The sequence below is a fragment of the Tessaracoccus yangjingae genome (genome assembly GCF_054483935.1).
Genome location: NZ_CM137014.1, coordinates 34,311 through 49,650, shown reverse-complemented (window position 1 = coordinate 49,650; position 15,340 = coordinate 34,311). Strand labels below are relative to the sequence as shown.

The window sequence follows — 15,340 nt, the reverse complement described above, 5'->3', positions numbered from 1 at the left end:
GTTTTGCGTTTTCCCGTCGCGTGGCCTCTTTGTGGGGTTGCGTGTTGGGTTTCTTTGAGTGAAATTTTGATTGATCCAGTGATGGATTTTGGTCAGTGTTTGATTCGAAGTTGTTTGTGACGGTTTGCGGGCTGCCTCTTTTGGGGTGGTTTGTTTCCGATATTTTTCAACGGAGAGTTTGATCCTGGCTCAGGACGAACGCTGGCGGCGTGCTTAACACATGCAAGTCGAACGGTAAGGCCTCTTCGGGGGTACACGAGTGGCGAACGGGTGAGTAACACGTGAGTAACCTGCCCTTGACTTTGGGATAACATCTGGAAACAGGTGCTAATACCGGATATGAGCCTTTTCCGCATGGGATTGGTTGGAAAGCTCCGGCGGTCATGGATGGACTCGCGGCCTATCAGCTTGTTGGTGAGGTAGTGGCTCACCAAGGCTTCGACGGGTAGCCGGCCTGAGAGGGCGACCGGCCACATTGGGACTGAGATACGGCCCAAACTCCTACGGGAGGCAGCAGTGGGGAATATTGCACAATGGGCGGAAGCCTGATGCAGCAACGCCGCGTGCGGGATGACGGCCTTCGGGTTGTAAACCGCTTTCAGCAGGGACGAAGCTAACGTGACGGTACCTGCAGAAGAAGCACCGGCTAACTACGTGCCAGCAGCCGCGGTGATACGTAGGGTGCGAGCGTTGTCCGGATTTATTGGGCGTAAAGAGCTTGTAGGCGGTTTGTCGCGTCGGGAGTGAAAACTCAGGGCTTAACCCTGAGCCTGCTTCTGATACGGGCAGACTTGAGGAAGGTAGGGGAGAATGGAATTCCTGGTGAAGCGGTGGAATGCGTAGATATCAGGAGGAACACCAGTGGCGAAGGCGGTTCTCTGGACCTTTCCTGACGCTGAGAAGCGAAAGCGTGGGGAGCAAACAGGCTTAGATACCCTGGTAGTCCACGCCGTAAACGGTGGGTACTAGGTGTGGGGGACATTCCACGTTCTCCGTGCCGCAGCTAACGCATTAAGTACCCCGCCTGGGGAGTACGGCCGCAAGGCTAAAACTCAAAGGAATTGACGGGGCCCCGCACAAGCGGCGGAGCATGCGGATTAATTCGATGCAACGCGAAGAACCTTACCTGGGTTTGACATATGCCGGAAACATCCAGAGATGGATGCCCCTTTTTGGTCGGTTTACAGGTGGTGCATGGCTGTCGTCAGCTCGTGTCGTGAGATGTTGGGTTAAGTCCCGCAACGAGCGCAACCCTCGTCCTATGTTGCCAGCGGGTAATGCCGGGGACTCATAGGAGACCGCCGGGGTCAACTCGGAGGAAGGTGGGGATGACGTCAAGTCATCATGCCCCTTATGTCCAGGGCTTCACGCATGCTACAATGGCCGGTACAAAGAGCTGCGAACCTGTAAGGGTGAGCGAATCTCAAAAAGCCGGTCTCAGTTCGGATTGGGGTCTGCAACTCGACCCCATGAAGTCGGAGTCGCTAGTAATCGCAGATCAGCAACGCTGCGGTGAATACGTTCCCGGGGCTTGTACACACCGCCCGTCAAGTCATGAAAGTCGGTAACACCCGAAGCCGGTGGCCTAACCCTTGTGGAGGGAGCCGTCGAAGGTGGGACCGGTAATTAGGACTAAGTCGTAACAAGGTAGCCGTACCGGAAGGTGCGGCTGGATCACCTCCTTTCTAAGGAGCCTGTAGCGTCATCACTGTGTGGTGGGGCTCATGGTCGTGTTCTGGGGCGTCTGTTCCCGGCGCGGCCGGCACCGGAATGTGGAACATTGATTTTGTATGCCTGGTCAGAAGTCTGGTTCGTTAGTACAACCTCCTTTTTTGGGGGAGTGGAACGTGGGTCGGGTGGAGGTTGGGTTAAGCACACTGTTGGGTTTTGAAGGGTCGGTCGCTTGTGCGGCGGCTTTTCTGTGCGGACCAGGTCTGATCATCTGTTTGTGGGTGGTTGGGTGTGGGCTCGCCCGTATTTTGAGAACTTCACAGTGGACGCGAGCATCTTTGTAGATTAACAAGCTACTAAGTGCGATCGGTGGATGCCTTGGCACCAAGAGCCGAAGAAGGACGTTGTAACCTGCGATAAGCCTCGGGGAGTTGGTAAACGAGCTTTGATCCGAGGATGTCCGAATAGGGAAACCTTGAAATACCGGAGTCATGTCCGGCAACCTCTGCCTGAATATATAGGGTAGTTGGAGGGAACGCGGGGAAGTGAAACATCTCAGTACCCGCAGGAAGAGAAAACAATTGTGATTCCGTGAGTAGTGGCGAGCGAAAGCGGAAGAGGCCAAACCTCATGTGTGTGATAGCTGACAGGTGTTGCACATGGGGTGTTGTGGGGCCGTTCGGACCGTGCTGTCATGCGGTCAGAGAGTAAGAAATGGACAGGGAAGTCGAAGTGGCTGCGAAGGCCACAGCATAGAAGGTAACACTCCTGTAGACGTAAGTTGTTCACTCTCGAGCGTTACCCCAAGTAGTGCGGAACCCCTGAAATTCCGCATGAATCTGGCGGGACCATCCGCTAAGCCTAAATACTCCTTGGTGACCGATAGCGGACAAGTACCGTGAGGGAAAGGTGAAAAGTACCCCGGGAGGGGAGTGAAATAGTACCTGAAACCGATCGCATACAATCCGTCGGAGCCTGTAAGGGTGACGGCGTGCCTTTTGAAGAATGAGCCTGCGAGTTAGTGGTACGTGGCGAGGTTAACCCGTGTGGGGTAGCCGTAGCGAAAGCGAGTCCTAATAGGGCGTTTCAGTCGCGTGCTCTAGACCCGAAGCGGAGTGATCTATCCATGGCCAGGGTGAAGCGACGGTAAGACGTCGTGGAGGCCCGAACTCACTTGGGTTGAAAACCGAGGAGATGAGCTGTGGATAGGGGTGAAAGGCCAATCAAACTCCGTGATAGCTGGTTCTCCCCGAAATGCATTTAGGTGCAGCGTCGCATGTTTCTTACCGGAGGTAGAGCACTGAATGGTCTAGGGGGCCCACAAGCTTACCGAAATCAGTCAAACTCCGAATGCCGGTAAGTGAGAGTGCGGCAGTGAGACTGTGGGGGATAAGCTTCATAGTCGAGAGGGAAACAGCCCAGATCATCAGCTAAGGCCCCTAAGCGATAACTAAGTGGAAAAGGATGTGGAGTTGCGGAGACAACCAGGAGGTTGGCTTGGAAGCAGCCACCCTTGAAAGAGTGCGTAATAGCTCACTGGTCAAGTGATTCTGCGCCGACAATTTAGCGGGGCTCAAGTTATCCGCCGAAGCTATGGCATTCACGTGTTTAGGCCGTAAGGCTGCGTGGATGGGTAGGGGAGCGTCGTGTGCGCGGTGAAGCGGCGGGGTGACCCAGCCGTGGAGAGCACACGAGTGAGAATGCAGGCATGAGTAGCGAAAGACGGGTGAGAAACCCGTCCGCCGAATATCCAAGGGTTCCAGGGTCAAGCTAATCTGCCCTGGGTAAGTCGGGACCTAAGGCGAGGCCGACAGGCGTAGTCGATGGACAACGGGTTGATATTCCCGTACCGGCGAAATATCGTCCGTGCTGAGGCGAGTGATGCTAAGCATGCGAGGTCGGTTGTGGTCTTCGGATCGTGGCTGGCTGAGTCTGTGACCCAATCTTGTAGTAGGCAAGCTGCGGAGGGACGCAGGAAGGTAGCTCTTCTCGGGTTTGGATATCCCCGGGCTAAGTGTGTAGGACGGAACGTAGGCAAATCCGCGTTCTATATGTTTGAGACATGATGGGTCGGTCACTTTTGTGGCCGTAAGAGTGATCCTATGCTGCCTAGAAAAGCTTCGTGAGCGAGATATGAGCCGCCCGTACCCCAAACCGACACAGGTGGATAGGTAGAGAATACTAAGGCGATCGAGATAACCATGGTGAAGGAACTCGGCAAAATACCCCCGTAACTTCGGGATAAGGGGGACCTGATGCGTATTAGAATTTACTTCGAAAGCGTTGAGGGTCGCAGAGACCAGGCCCAAGCGACTGTTTACTAAAAACACAGGTCCGTGCTAAGTCGAAAGACGATGTATACGGACTGACTCCTGCCCGGTGCTGGAAGGTTAAGGGGAAGGGTTAGCCTCACGGCGAAGCCTTGAACTTAAGCCCCAGTAAACGGCGGTGGTAACTATAACCATCCTAAGGTAGCGAAATTCCTTGTCGGGTAAGTTCCGACCTGCACGAATGGAGTAACGATTTGGGCGCTGTCTCCACCATGGACTCGGCGAAATTGCACTACGAGTAAAGATGCTCGTTACGCGCAGCAGGACGGAAAGACCCCGGGACCTTCACTATAGTTTGGTATTGGTGATCGGTGTGACTTGTGTAGGATAGGTGGGAGACTTTGAAGCTTGGACGCCAGTTCAGGTGGAGTCATCGTTGAAATACCACTCTGGTCACTCTGGTTATCTAACCTAGGTCCATTATCTGGATCAGGGACAGTGCCTGATGGGTAGTTTGACTGGGGCGGTCGCCTCCTAAAAGGTAACGGAGGCGCCCAAAGGTTCCCTCAGCCTGGTTGGCAATCAGGTTTCGAGTGTAAGTGCACAAGGGAGCTTGACTGCGAGAGAGACATCTCGAGCAGGGACGAAAGTCGGGACTAGTGATCTTCTGGTGGCACATGGAAGCGCCAGGACTCAACGGATAAAAGGTACCCCGGGGATAACAGGCTGATCTTGCCCGAGCGTCCATAGCGACGGCATGGTTTGGCACCTCGATGTCGGCTCGTCGCATCCTGGGGCTGGAGTCGGTCCCAAGGGTTGGGCTGTTCGCCCATTAAAGCGGCACGCGAGCTGGGTTTAGAACGTCGTGAGACAGTTCGGTCCCTATCCGCTGCGCGCGTAGGAGTCTTGAGAAGAGCTGTCCTTAGTACGAGAGGACCGGGACGGACTAACCTCTGGTGTGCCAGTTGTTCTACCAAGAGCACGGCTGGTTGGCTACGTTGGGAAGTGATAACCGCTGAAAGCATCTAAGCGGGAAGCACGCTTCAAGATGAGGGCTCCCACAGATTAATCTGGTAAGGCCCCCTATAGACCATGGGGTGATAGGTCGGATGTGGAAGTGCAGTAATGCACGGAGCTGACCGATACTAATAGGCCGAGGGCTTGTTTCTACAAAGATGCTACGCGTCCACTGTGAGGTTCCCGGGATACGGTCGGGAACCTCGAAAATCAATAATTCAATATTGGCTTTTCGTAGGCTTCGAATGCTATCCTCATAGTGTTTCGGTGGTCATAGCGAGAGGGAAACACCCGGTCCCATCCCGAACCCGGAAGTTAAGCCTCTCAGCGCCGATGGTACTGCAAGGGGGACCTTGTGGGAGACTAGGACGCCGCCGGACTTACATAAACCCCCCGACCCTTGGTCGGGGGGTTTATTTGTTTCTTGACGCTTTCGCCGTCGTCGATGACGGTGGGAGATGACCAGCTCCGGCGAGGATGTGGAGGCCTCGGCCGCTGGTGGCGGCCGTTCAAGCCAACAGGCGCAGCGTCACCGCACCTCGTCGCCGTCCTCGAGCCCCTCGTCGGGGTGGAGCTGGCTGGCGGTCCGCTCACTTGAGCCTGGGGACGAGGACCGGGGTGCGCGCCTTGTACGCCTCGTAGTCGGGTTGTCCGCCCCACCTCGCGTCTGCCTTCCGCTCCAGCAGCGGGACCCCGCTCACCCTGGTGAGCAGGAGGGCCACGAAGAAGGGGGAGACGAGCGCGATCTGCTGCCAGCCGTCGAGGGTTGGGAGGGCGATGATCGCGACGCCAGCCCAGAGCACGATCTCGCCGAAGTAGTTCGGGTGGCGGGACCGCGCCCACAGCCCCGTCGAGATGAATCGGCCGGCGTTTCTCGGGTCAGCCTTGAACCTGCTCTTCTGCCGATCCGCCACGATTTCGACCCCGAAGCCCGCCAGCCAGACCACGAGTCCGGCCGCCGCGAGGGCGTCGAACGGCACCCTGGTGCCCGAGGCGATGGACACCCATGCTGCCGCCGCGGTCATCGTGACCCACAACCCCTGGAGCGTCCACACCAGCAGGAACCGGGGCAGCGACGGCTTGAGCTCGTCGAAGCGGTCGTCCTTCCCTGCGCTCCTCACCCGTCTGAAGAGGAACGTGCCCAGGCGCGCCGCCCACACGATCACGACGGCTGCCAGCAGCAGGCTCCGGGCGTCGAGGTCCCGGCTGAGCAGGGCCAGCATGACGGTGACCGAGATGTAGGTCAGGCTGCCGGTCAGGTCGAAGAACCGCTCGGTCTGCCGCGCGAACGACGGGATGAACACCACCCACTGGATCACGAACGCCGCCGCCACCCCCACTGCGAAGACGGGGATGCCGACGACGGTGGCCCCTCCCTGGCTGCCGGCCAGGGCGACGAGCGCCCCGGTCAGCACCACGAGCGGGATCGCGAGGAGCGCGGTGCGGTCTGCGTCATGCATGTCAGGTCCCTCCCGGGCGGCGCGTCGGCGGCTGCCATGACTGCGCCAGGAGAAGCATCTTAGGCGTGCGCGATACTTCAGGCGTGGAAGTACAGAGAGCGCGCACAACCCCGTCGGCGGGGCAGAAGTCCGGCCTCCTCAGGACTGCCGGGAGGGTGCTCCTCGGCGGGGCCCTGGTAGGTGCCGGGATCGGGCATCTCACCACGCTGCGGGAAGAGTTTCAGGCCCAGGTGCCGCCGTGGCTCCCGCTGGACCCGGACTTCGTGGTGGTGGCCTCCGGCGTGGTCGAGGTGGGCCTGGGTGCGGCGCTGATCCTGGCGCCGCGCCGCCTTCGGCCAGCGGTGGGATGGACGGCGGCGGCGTTCTTCGTCGCGATCTTCCCGGGCAACATCTCGCAGTACGTGACGGGCACGGATGCGTTCGGACTCACGAGCGACAACGCGCGGCTGGTGCGCCTGCTCTTCCAACCGGCGCTCGTAGCCTGGGCGCTGTGGTCCACCGGGGCCTGGCGAGCCTGGCGCACGGGCGACAAGGAGTCGCAACCCGACCACGCCTAACCCGAGCCAGTCAGCCGACGGTGACGGTGACGTCGCGCAGTGCGTAGCCGGAAATGATGTCGTCCCAGCCCAGGCGGGGTTCGCGGGCCAGGCGGACGGGGTGGGCGAACAGCCTGGTGAGCAGGATGTCGGACTCCTGGATGGCCAGGGCGTTGCCTGGGCACTTGTGGGCGCCGTCGCCGAAGCTCATCACCTCCGGTCCGATGCCCCTGGGCAGGGGGCGTGCGGGGCAGAGGTCGAGCGGAGCCTCGCCCACGGTGGCGGGATCCGCGTTGGCCTGGCGCACGAACAGGTCGAGCAGCTCGCCGTCGGCCACCACATGGGTCTCCTCTCCGTCGGTGAAGGTGAAGCCCCGCTGGGCCCTGCGGTACAGGTGACCGACGATGGGCTCCAGCCGCAGGATCTCGTGCAGGATGGCGTACCGTTCGGCCTCGCCGGCGACGACGAAGCGGGCCCGGAGGGCGTCGTCGCGCAGCAGATGCAGAGCCGCCATGGAGATGAACTCGCGCGTGGTGGCCATGCCGGCGGCTCCGTAGGTGACGCACTCGATGAGAATCGCGGGGATGCCGTAGCCCTCCTTGAGCAGGTGGCTGATCACGTCCTCCTGCGGCGCCTTCCGCCGTTCGCGGATGGCGGGCCGGACGTCCCAGGCGTAGAACCACGCCATGGGCAGGCTGCCGCGCAGCTGCCGGACGGTGGCCTTGACGCGGCCCTCCCTGCCGGCCGTGGCCGGGTCGTAGGAGGGCTGGTCGAACAGCCGCTCCAGCCTGTGGGCCATGCGGGTGAGGTTGGAGTTGGTGAGGCCGATGACCTTGGCGGCCACCTCGGTGGAGTAGCGCAGCGACACCTCGTCGAGCCGCGCCTTCCCGGCGGCGACCATCTCGGCGACGAGGGCGTCGGCCCGCGACTCCATCAGCCCGCGGTACCTGTCCGCCACGGTCTTCGGGGCGAAGTAGCGGGCGATCTTGCTGCGCTGCTGGCGATGCGGCTCCCCGTCCATGAACAGGATGGGCTCGTTGGCCATCGTGCCCTCGGAGATGGCCTCGGAGTTGAACCCGGCCTGGGCGGTGGCGTCGCGCTCACGCAGGATCTGCCGGACCGCCTCGGTGGAGCGGATGCGCCACACGCCGTCCGCATACTCCACGCGCGGGGCGTCCGCCTCCCCGGGCTTGACGGAGATGCGGCGGCAGGCGGCGACTTCGGCGCTCATGAGTTCAGGCTACCCCCGCGTGAGAGGCGGTCGCGGGGCCTGCGGGGACGGCGCTGAGTGGGTTAGCGTCGTGGGCATGGATGCACGCGTGAACTTCATCACCCTGGCCGTGACCGACGTCGCGGCCGCCCGTCGCTTCTACGTCGACGGCCTCGGCTGGGCTCCCGCGTTGGAGGCCGACGGCATCGTGATGGTGCGGCTCTCGCCCACGCTGGTGTTGTCGCTGTGGGACGAGGACCAGTTCGAGGCCGAGGTGGGGCCCATCAGCCGTGGCGACGGGCTCGTGCCGCTCACGCTCGCGCACAACGTGCCGAGCCCCGAGGAGGTGGACCGGGTGCTCGTCGAGGCGGAGGCGGCGGGGGCATCTGAGGTGTCACCGGGGCAGCAGCGCGACTGGGGCGGCTACAGCGGGTACTTCGCCGACCCGGACGGCATCCGCTGGGAGGTGGCGTACAACCCGGGCCCGCTGGGCGTCGAGTTGATGGTCGCCGAACATCTGGTGGCTTCCGGCGGCTAGACCGTCCGGAAACCACCACTGTACGGGGCGCTACGCGGAGACGGCCGAGCGGGCCGCGATCTCGGCCGCGTAGACCTGCGACGAGTCCTTCGGGGTGCGCTCCAACGTGTCGCGGTCGACGGCGTGGAGGCCGAACTTCGGGCCGTAGCCGGAGACCCACTCGAAGTTGTCCAGGAACGTCCAGTGGCAGTAGCCGATCACCGCGACACCGTCAGCCCGCGCACGGTCCAGGCCTGCCAGCGCCTCGGGGAGGAAGCGGCAGCGCTGGGCGTCGTCCTCGGTGGAGAGGCCGTGCTCCGTCACCAGGACCGGGACGCCCGTCGCCTCGGCCACGTAGCGGACCGCGCCCTCGAGCGATTCCGTCGAGATGGGCGACCCCATGCCGTTGAGCTCGGCGTCGGGCGCGGGCGCGAGGCGCCCGTCGGCGTCGTAGCGGACCTGCTCGTAGTTCTGCACCCCGACGAAGTCGTCGTCCTTCGCGAGCTCCAGCCAGCGGCCGTAGCAGGCGGCGCGGACCGCGTCGCGGTGCGCCTCGCCGCCGGGGAGGGCCACGTCGTCGGCCACCGCGATGGACAGCCCGACCGGCAGGTCCGGCCGCACCGCCTTGACGGCGGCCCGGGCAGCGACGTGTGCCGCCGCGAACCCGTCCTCGAGCCCGGCGATCTCCTCGAGCTTCGCGACGTTGCCCGAGCGGTACCGTGACACCCCCGCGGTGGCCGAGGCGGCGTCGAGGGTGGCGGCGCTCAACTCCCAGACGGCGGCCGGCAGCATGTCGGCGAGCACGTGCTGCAGGTTCGGCTCGTTGAGCGTGACGACGAGCGCGAACCTCTCCCCGAGGCGCTCGGTGACGAGCCGGCAGTACCCGGCGAACAGCTCCGCGGAATCGGCGGCGAACCAGCCGCCGCGGGCGGCGAACCAGTGCGGCAGCGTGAAGTGGCTGAGCGTGACCAGCGGCGCCAGGCCCCGCTCGAGGCAGCCGTCGAGCATCGCCGAGTAGTGCGCGACGGCGGCCTCGTCGATCTCGCCCTGCCGGGGCTCGATCCGCGACCACTCGATGGAGAAGCGGAACGCGTTCAGCCCCATGCCCACGGCCAGGTCCAGGTCGGTCTCCCACCGCTCCCAGGCGCCGCACGCCACGCCGGCGGGCTCGGCGAACACCGTCGGGGTGACGTTCTCGAGGAAGGTGGTGTCGGAGTCGACGTCGCCGCCGTCGACCTGGTGGCCGGCGGTGGCCGCGCCCCACAGGAAGGTTGAGGGCATGCTGATCTGGCTCATGTGTTGGAGTTCTCTCTGACGACGGTGGGAAGGGGGAAGGGGAGGGGGAGCGCGGGGCCCGGAGGCGCAGGCCCGAGGGGTCTAGAGCGCGGCCTGGAGGTCCTGCTCGGCGTGGACGGCCTTCAGCCGCTGACGGTCCGCGCGGCGCTGGGCCTGCTGCAGCGGGTCGGGCACCGGTGAGGCGAGCAGCAGCCGCTGCGTGTAGGGGTGCTCGGAGGCGGAGGTGACGGTGTCGCCGTCGCCCCATTCGACGATCTCCCCGTGCAGGAGCACGGCCACGCGGTGCGACATCTCCCGGACGACCGCGAGGTCGTGCGAGATGAAGAGATAGGCCACGCCCGTGCGCTGCTGGATCTCGAGGAACAGCTCCAGGACGCGGGCCTGCGTGGACAGGTCGAGGGCGGAGACGGGCTCGTCGCAGACGATCAGGGTGGGGTCGAGCGCCAGCGCCCGGGCGATCGCGACGCGCTGCCGCTGGCCGCCGGAGAACTCGCGCGGCATCCGCTGCGCGGCGTCGGCGGGCAGGCGGACCATGTCCAGCAGCTCGCGGACCCGCCGCTCGGCCTCCTTCTTGGGCGTCTTCCGCACGATCATGGGCTCGGTGAGCGAGTCGCCGATGGTCAGCGACGGATTCAGCGACGAGTAGGGGTCCTGGTAGACCACCTGGATGTCGCGGGTCAGCTCCCGGCGCCGCGCCGGCGTGGGGTGGCTGATGTCCTCGCCCCGGAAGCCGATCGTGCCGCCGGAGACCGGCGCCAGGCCGAGGATCGCGCGCCCGATGGTGGTCTTCCCGGAGCCCGATTCGCCCACGAGGCCGACGGTCTCTCCGGGGCGGATGTCGAAGCTGACGCCCTTCACGGCACGGAACGGGGAGGCGCGGAAGCCGCGACCGGGGTACTCGACGACGAGGTCGTCGACGGTGAGCAGGGGCTGTGTCATGAGAGGCTCCCGGTGCCGAGGCCAACGGAGCTGGTCACGCCCGGCAGGGCGGATCGGGGTGCTCCGGTGGGGATCGCGTCGAACAACGACTGGGTGTAGGGATGCTGCGGGGCGCGGAACACGTCGACGGTGGGGCCGTTCTCGACGATGACGCCCTGCCGCATGACCGAGACGCGGTCACAGAGGTCCGCCACCACGCCGAAGTTGTGCGTGACGATGAGGATCGCCATGCCCAGCTCGGCCTGCAGGTCGCGCAGGAGGTCCAGCACCTCGGCCTGAACCGTGACGTCCAGGGCCGTGGTGGGCTCGTCCGCGATGAGCAGGTCTGGGTGGGAGGCCACCGCCCCGGCGATCAGGACGCGCTGCGCCATGCCGCCGGAGAGCTGGTGCGGGTAGGAGTCGAAGGTGCGTCGGGGGTCCGGGATGCCGACCTTGGCCAGCAGGGACAGGGCGCGCTCCTTCGCCTCGGCCCGCGACATGCCGAGCACGATGACGAGCGGATCGGTGAGCTGGGAGCCGACGGTGAACGACGGGTCCAGGTTGGTCATGGGCTCCTGCGGCACGTAGGCGATGCGCCTGCCGCGGAGCCGGTTCATCTCCTCGTACGACAGCCCGGTCAGTTCCTGCCCGTCGAACCTGATGGAGCCGTCGACGACGGATCCCCCGCTGGGCAGGAGCCCGAGGATCGCGAACGCGGTCTGCGTCTTGCCGGAGCCAGACTCGCCGACGAGGCCGTGGGTCTCGCCCGGCGCCACCGAGAGGCGGGCGTCGTGCACGACGGTGGTCCAGGCCGCGCTGCCCTGGTACGCCACGGCCAGGCCCTCGACCTCGAGCAGCGGGCCGGTGGGGGGCGCGTCGTGGGTCAGCGGGGCGGGAGCGGGCTCGGCGGTGGGAGACCACGCGGCCCGGAGGCGCCTGGTCTCGCCCGTGCCCTCCAGCTCGTCGCGCACGGCCGTGCCCAGGAGCGTGAGGGCGATGAGGGTGAGCCCCAGCGCCAGCGAGGGCCACACCACCAACAGGCCCGAGCGGTTGATGTTGTAGAAGCCCTCGTTGAGCATCTGGCCCCAGGTGGGGATGGTCGGGTCGCCGAGGCCCAGGAAGTCGAACCCGGCCTGCATGCCGATGCCGGCCGCGATGATGCCGGCCGTCAGCAGGATGACTGGCGCGCGCACGGCCAGGAGGATGTGCCGGCCGATGATGCGCGTCGTCGAGAGGCCGGAGGTCCGGGCGGCGTCGACGTACAGCTCGCCGCGGACGGCCCGCACCGAGTTGTAGACCACCCGGTAGTACACCGGCGAGATGAACGCGCCGAAGATGGCCATCGTGATCCACATCGACGGCCCCACGACGGAGCGGGCGGCGATCAGCACGATGATGGACGGCAGCGACATCGTCAGGGCCGTGAACCACGAGCCCAGCGAGTCCACCCAGCCGCCGAAGTAGCCGGCGATGAGGCCGGCCGTCACGCCGATCGTCGAGGCCACCACTGCGACGAGCAGGCCGCCGGCGACGCTGAACGAGGTCGAGACCAGGAGCCTGGAGTAGATGTCGCGGCCGGCGGAGTCGCCGCCCAGCAGGAACTCTCCGCCGGGCGGGGCGAAGATGTGACGCAGCGACGTGGCCGACGGGTCGTTCGGCGCGACCCACGGGCCGATGACGGCGACGACGGCAACGAGGGCGAGGAAGGCCAGGGCCGGTGCGCCCAGGGGGTGCACCATCAGGCGGCGGAGCAGGCTGCCGCGGGCGGCCCGGGTCTCGACGGGCACGGCCGCCGCGGGGGTGAGGGGTGTGGTCATGACAGCCGAACCTTCGGGTTGACCCACGCCTGCGCGATGTCGACGAGGGTGTTCACGAGCGTGACGATGATGCCGGTCACGATGACGATGCCCAGGACGACGGGCAGGTCGCCCTTGGAGGTGCTGGTCAGGGCGAGCGGACCGAGGCCCGGGATGGAGAACAGCTGCTCCACGATCACCGCGCCCCCGAGCAGGATGACGAACTGGAGGCCGAGGATGCTGAGGGCGGGGCCCGCGGCGTTGCGCAGGACGTGGCGGTAGACGATCCGCCGCGACGGCAGGCCGCGGCTGCGCAGGGTGCGCACGTAGTCGCGGCCCAGCACGTCGATCATGGAGCCGCGCACCTGCTGCGCCACCCCGCCGATGGAGCCGACGGTGAGGGCGATGATGGGCAGCGCGATGGACTGCAGCCACGCGGTGGGGGAGTCCGCGAACCTCGTGTAGCCGGTGGCCGGGAACCAGTCCAGGTTGATGGCGAACACGATGACGAGGAACAGGGCCATGAGGAAGCCGGGGATGGCCTGGCCGACGACCGCCATGACCTGCACCGTCCTGTCGAGCCACCCGCGGCGAGTGGCCGCGAGCGCTCCGAGGACGATGCCGATCACGGCGGTGAGCAGGACCGACCCGACGGCCAGGGACACCGTCACCGAGATGCGGGAGAAGACCGCCTCGGTCACCGGCTGGCCGTTGAACCAGGAGAGACCGAGGTCACCCTGGAGGGCGTTGCCCGCCCATGAGGCGAACTGCTCCAGCACGGGCCTGTCGAGCCCGAGCCGTGCCTCCACCTGCGCCACTGCCTCCTCGGTGGCGGTCTGCCCCGCGATGTGGCGCGCCGTGTCCGAGCTGCCGAACTGCAGCAGGAAGAAGGTGAGCACGCTGAGCGCGGCGACGAGGCCGAGGCCCGTCAGCAGCCGCTTGGCGATGAACGTGAGCATGTGTACGCCCTCCAGGGTTCTCGAGGGATCAGGCCGGGACGATGTCCCAGAGGTTGGACACGGCCTGCCCGTCCTTCATGGTCACGGTGGTGGCGTCGTTGGTGACGATGACGCCGAGGACCCGGTAGAAGGGGGCGAACCAGGCCTGCTCGACGATGTACTCGTTGAGCTCCTTGGCCGCGGCGTCGGCGTCGTCACCGCCGAGGCGCATGCGCTCGGACAGCGCCGCGACGGTCTCGTCGGGCTGGTGGAAGACGTTCCACGCGGACCCGGGGGAGATCGCCAGCTGGTAGGTCATCCACGCCATCGGCTCCTGGTTGAGGCCGAAGGCGAACATGGCCCACTTGCCGCCCAGCAGGTCTCCGATGAAGCCCTCGCCGGCCTGCTCGTACTCGATGGTGATGCCGGACTCGGCCAGCACGCCGGCGATCAGCTCGGGCTCCGACGGGGGCACGAAGCCGGTCTGCGGCATCACGATGGTCACGCCGTCGGGGTAGCCGGCCTCGGCGAGCAGCTGCCTGGCCTTCTCCGGGTCGTAGGGGTAGGCGTCCTCGAGCTCGGGGATGAAGGCCTCGGTGCCGGGGCCGAAGATCTGGGTGGTGACCTCGCCGTAGCCGGACTCGAGGCCCTGCAGCAGGCCCTCACGGTCGACGGCGTAGTTGATGGCCTGGCGGACCTTGACGTCGGCGAGCGCCTCGTTGACCTGGCCGCCACGGTCGGCGATGATCAGGCCCTTCCAGTTCACCGGGGCCTGGTTGATGGTGTAGCCGGCGGACTCGGCGTCGGGGATCTGGCTCACCGAGTTGAGGTTGGCGATGTCCACCTGGTTGTCGCGCAGGGCGTTGAGCAGGGCGGACGCGTCGGCGTAGTAGTTGATGGTGAGGGCGTCGTAGTGCTGGATGTCGGCGTCCCAGTAGTCCTCGCGCGCGGTGAAGGTGTAGCTCGAGCCGATGGTGGAGGCCGCCGCGTCGAGCACGTAGGGGCCGGAGCCGACGGGGTTGGTCTGCGCGTCGGCGGCGTCGAAGGTGGACGCGGCGGCCACGAGGCCGGAGTTCTGGCTGAGGTAGGTCAGCAGCGCCGGGTCCGGCTGCTCGAGGGACACCAGCAGGGTGTCCTCGTCGACGGCGGTGGCGTCGGTCACGGCGGAGAGGTTGCTGGTGTTCGGCGAGGCGCCGTCGCGGAACCGGAGGAGGTTCTGCGCCGCGAGGTCCGCGGTGAGCTCGGTGCCGTCGGTGAAGGTGACGCCGTCGCGGAGCTCGAGGGTGAGCTCGGTCATGGTGTCGTCGTAGCTCCACTCCTCGGCGAGGCCGGGCTCGACGGTGCCGTCGGCGGCGGTGCGCAGCAGGGTGTCGTAGACGGCCATGTAGTAGGTGGCGGTGTTGCCCCAGTCGGCGTCGGCGGCCTTCCAGGTGGCGACGTCGACGACGGCGCCGATGGTGAGCTTGGCGGCGCGCCCGGCGGCTGCCGCCCCGGAGGTGGAGGCGTCGCCGGTGGACGAGGGGGTGGAGGCGCTGCCACTTGAGCACGCCGTGAGGGCGAGGGCTGCGGCGCCGCCGAGGGCGATCGCCTTGAGGATGCGGGACATCGATGGGTTCCCTTCTGGGGGGTCTTCGTCGGTGAAGTCTGCGGCGGGTCACCCGCTCGCTGAGAGGACTGTAGAACGAAAATCTGTGAAGGTCAATATTTTCAT

9 protein-coding genes and 3 rRNA genes are annotated in these 15,340 nt (G+C 65.3%); 5 read left to right on the top strand and 7 right to left on the bottom strand.

Annotated elements, in window-relative coordinates:
• The first annotated feature begins 166 nt into the window (after positions 1-166).
• The 3 genes from ACX1D3_RS00190 (at position 167) to rrf (ending at position 5,338) form a co-directional block, all read left to right on the top strand.
• Positions 167-1,685: ribosomal RNA gene (locus ACX1D3_RS00190) — 16S ribosomal RNA — on the top strand.
• 332 nt (positions 1,686-2,017) lie between these two features.
• A 23S ribosomal RNA gene (locus ACX1D3_RS00185) occupies positions 2,018-5,110 on the top strand.
• Between the two features lie 111 nt (positions 5,111-5,221).
• Positions 5,222-5,338 (top strand): 5S ribosomal RNA (gene rrf, locus ACX1D3_RS00180).
• The 16S, 23S and 5S rRNA genes sit together here, the layout of an rRNA operon.
• Positions 5,339-5,548: 210 nt before the next feature.
• Here rrf and ACX1D3_RS00175 read toward each other — a convergent pair.
• A complete protein-coding gene (locus ACX1D3_RS00175) occupies positions 5,549-6,418 on the bottom strand; it encodes a DUF1295 domain-containing protein (protein ID WP_458994967.1) in 870 nt (289 codons plus the stop codon).
• Between the two features lie 155 nt (positions 6,419-6,573).
• Between ACX1D3_RS00175 and ACX1D3_RS00170 the strand changes: the two genes are divergently transcribed.
• Positions 6,574-6,975 (top strand): DoxX family protein, encoded by a 402-nt coding sequence (locus ACX1D3_RS00170; protein ID WP_458996579.1) that lies wholly within the window; start codon positions 6,574-6,576, stop codon positions 6,973-6,975.
• 10 nt (positions 6,976-6,985) lie between these two features.
• Here the strand turns inward: ACX1D3_RS00170 and ACX1D3_RS00165 are convergent, their stop codons facing one another.
• Positions 6,986-8,185: a cytochrome P450 gene (locus tag ACX1D3_RS00165; protein ID WP_458994966.1), complete on the bottom strand. Its 1,200-nt coding sequence runs from the start codon at positions 8,183-8,185 to the stop codon at positions 6,986-6,988.
• Positions 8,186-8,261: 76 nt separating this feature from the next.
• Here ACX1D3_RS00165 and ACX1D3_RS00160 point away from each other — a divergent pair, with 76 nt between their 5' ends.
• Positions 8,262-8,702 (top strand): VOC family protein, encoded by a 441-nt coding sequence (locus ACX1D3_RS00160; protein ID WP_458994965.1) that lies wholly within the window; start codon positions 8,262-8,264, stop codon positions 8,700-8,702.
• 30 nt (positions 8,703-8,732) lie between these two features.
• On the opposite strand, the gene ACX1D3_RS00155 is transcribed toward ACX1D3_RS00160, so the two are convergent.
• The 5 genes from ACX1D3_RS00155 to ACX1D3_RS00135 all read right to left on the bottom strand — a co-directional run bounded on the left by ACX1D3_RS00155 (position 8,733) and on the right by ACX1D3_RS00135 (position 15,235).
• Positions 8,733-9,977, bottom strand: coding sequence for a glycoside hydrolase family 1 protein (locus tag ACX1D3_RS00155; protein ID WP_458994964.1), 1,245 nt, complete (start codon positions 9,975-9,977; stop codon positions 8,733-8,735).
• Between the two features lie 81 nt (positions 9,978-10,058).
• Positions 10,059-10,916, bottom strand: coding sequence for an ATP-binding cassette domain-containing protein (locus ACX1D3_RS00150; RefSeq protein WP_458994963.1), 858 nt, complete (start codon positions 10,914-10,916; stop codon positions 10,059-10,061).
• A complete protein-coding gene (locus tag ACX1D3_RS00145) occupies positions 10,913-12,712 on the bottom strand; it encodes an ATP-binding cassette domain-containing protein (RefSeq protein ID WP_458994962.1) in 1,800 nt (599 codons plus the stop codon). Before ACX1D3_RS00145 ends, ACX1D3_RS00150 begins: the two co-directional genes overlap by 4 nt.
• Entirely contained in the window at positions 12,709-13,650 is a 942-nt protein-coding gene (locus ACX1D3_RS00140; RefSeq protein ID WP_458994961.1) for an ABC transporter permease, read from the bottom strand. Before ACX1D3_RS00140 ends, ACX1D3_RS00145 begins: the two co-directional genes overlap by 4 nt.
• 28 nt (positions 13,651-13,678) lie before the next feature.
• Positions 13,679-15,235, bottom strand: a complete 1,557-nt coding sequence (locus tag ACX1D3_RS00135) for an ABC transporter substrate-binding protein (protein ID WP_458994960.1) — start codon at positions 15,233-15,235, stop codon at positions 13,679-13,681.
• Positions 15,236-15,340: the final 105 nt, after the last annotated feature.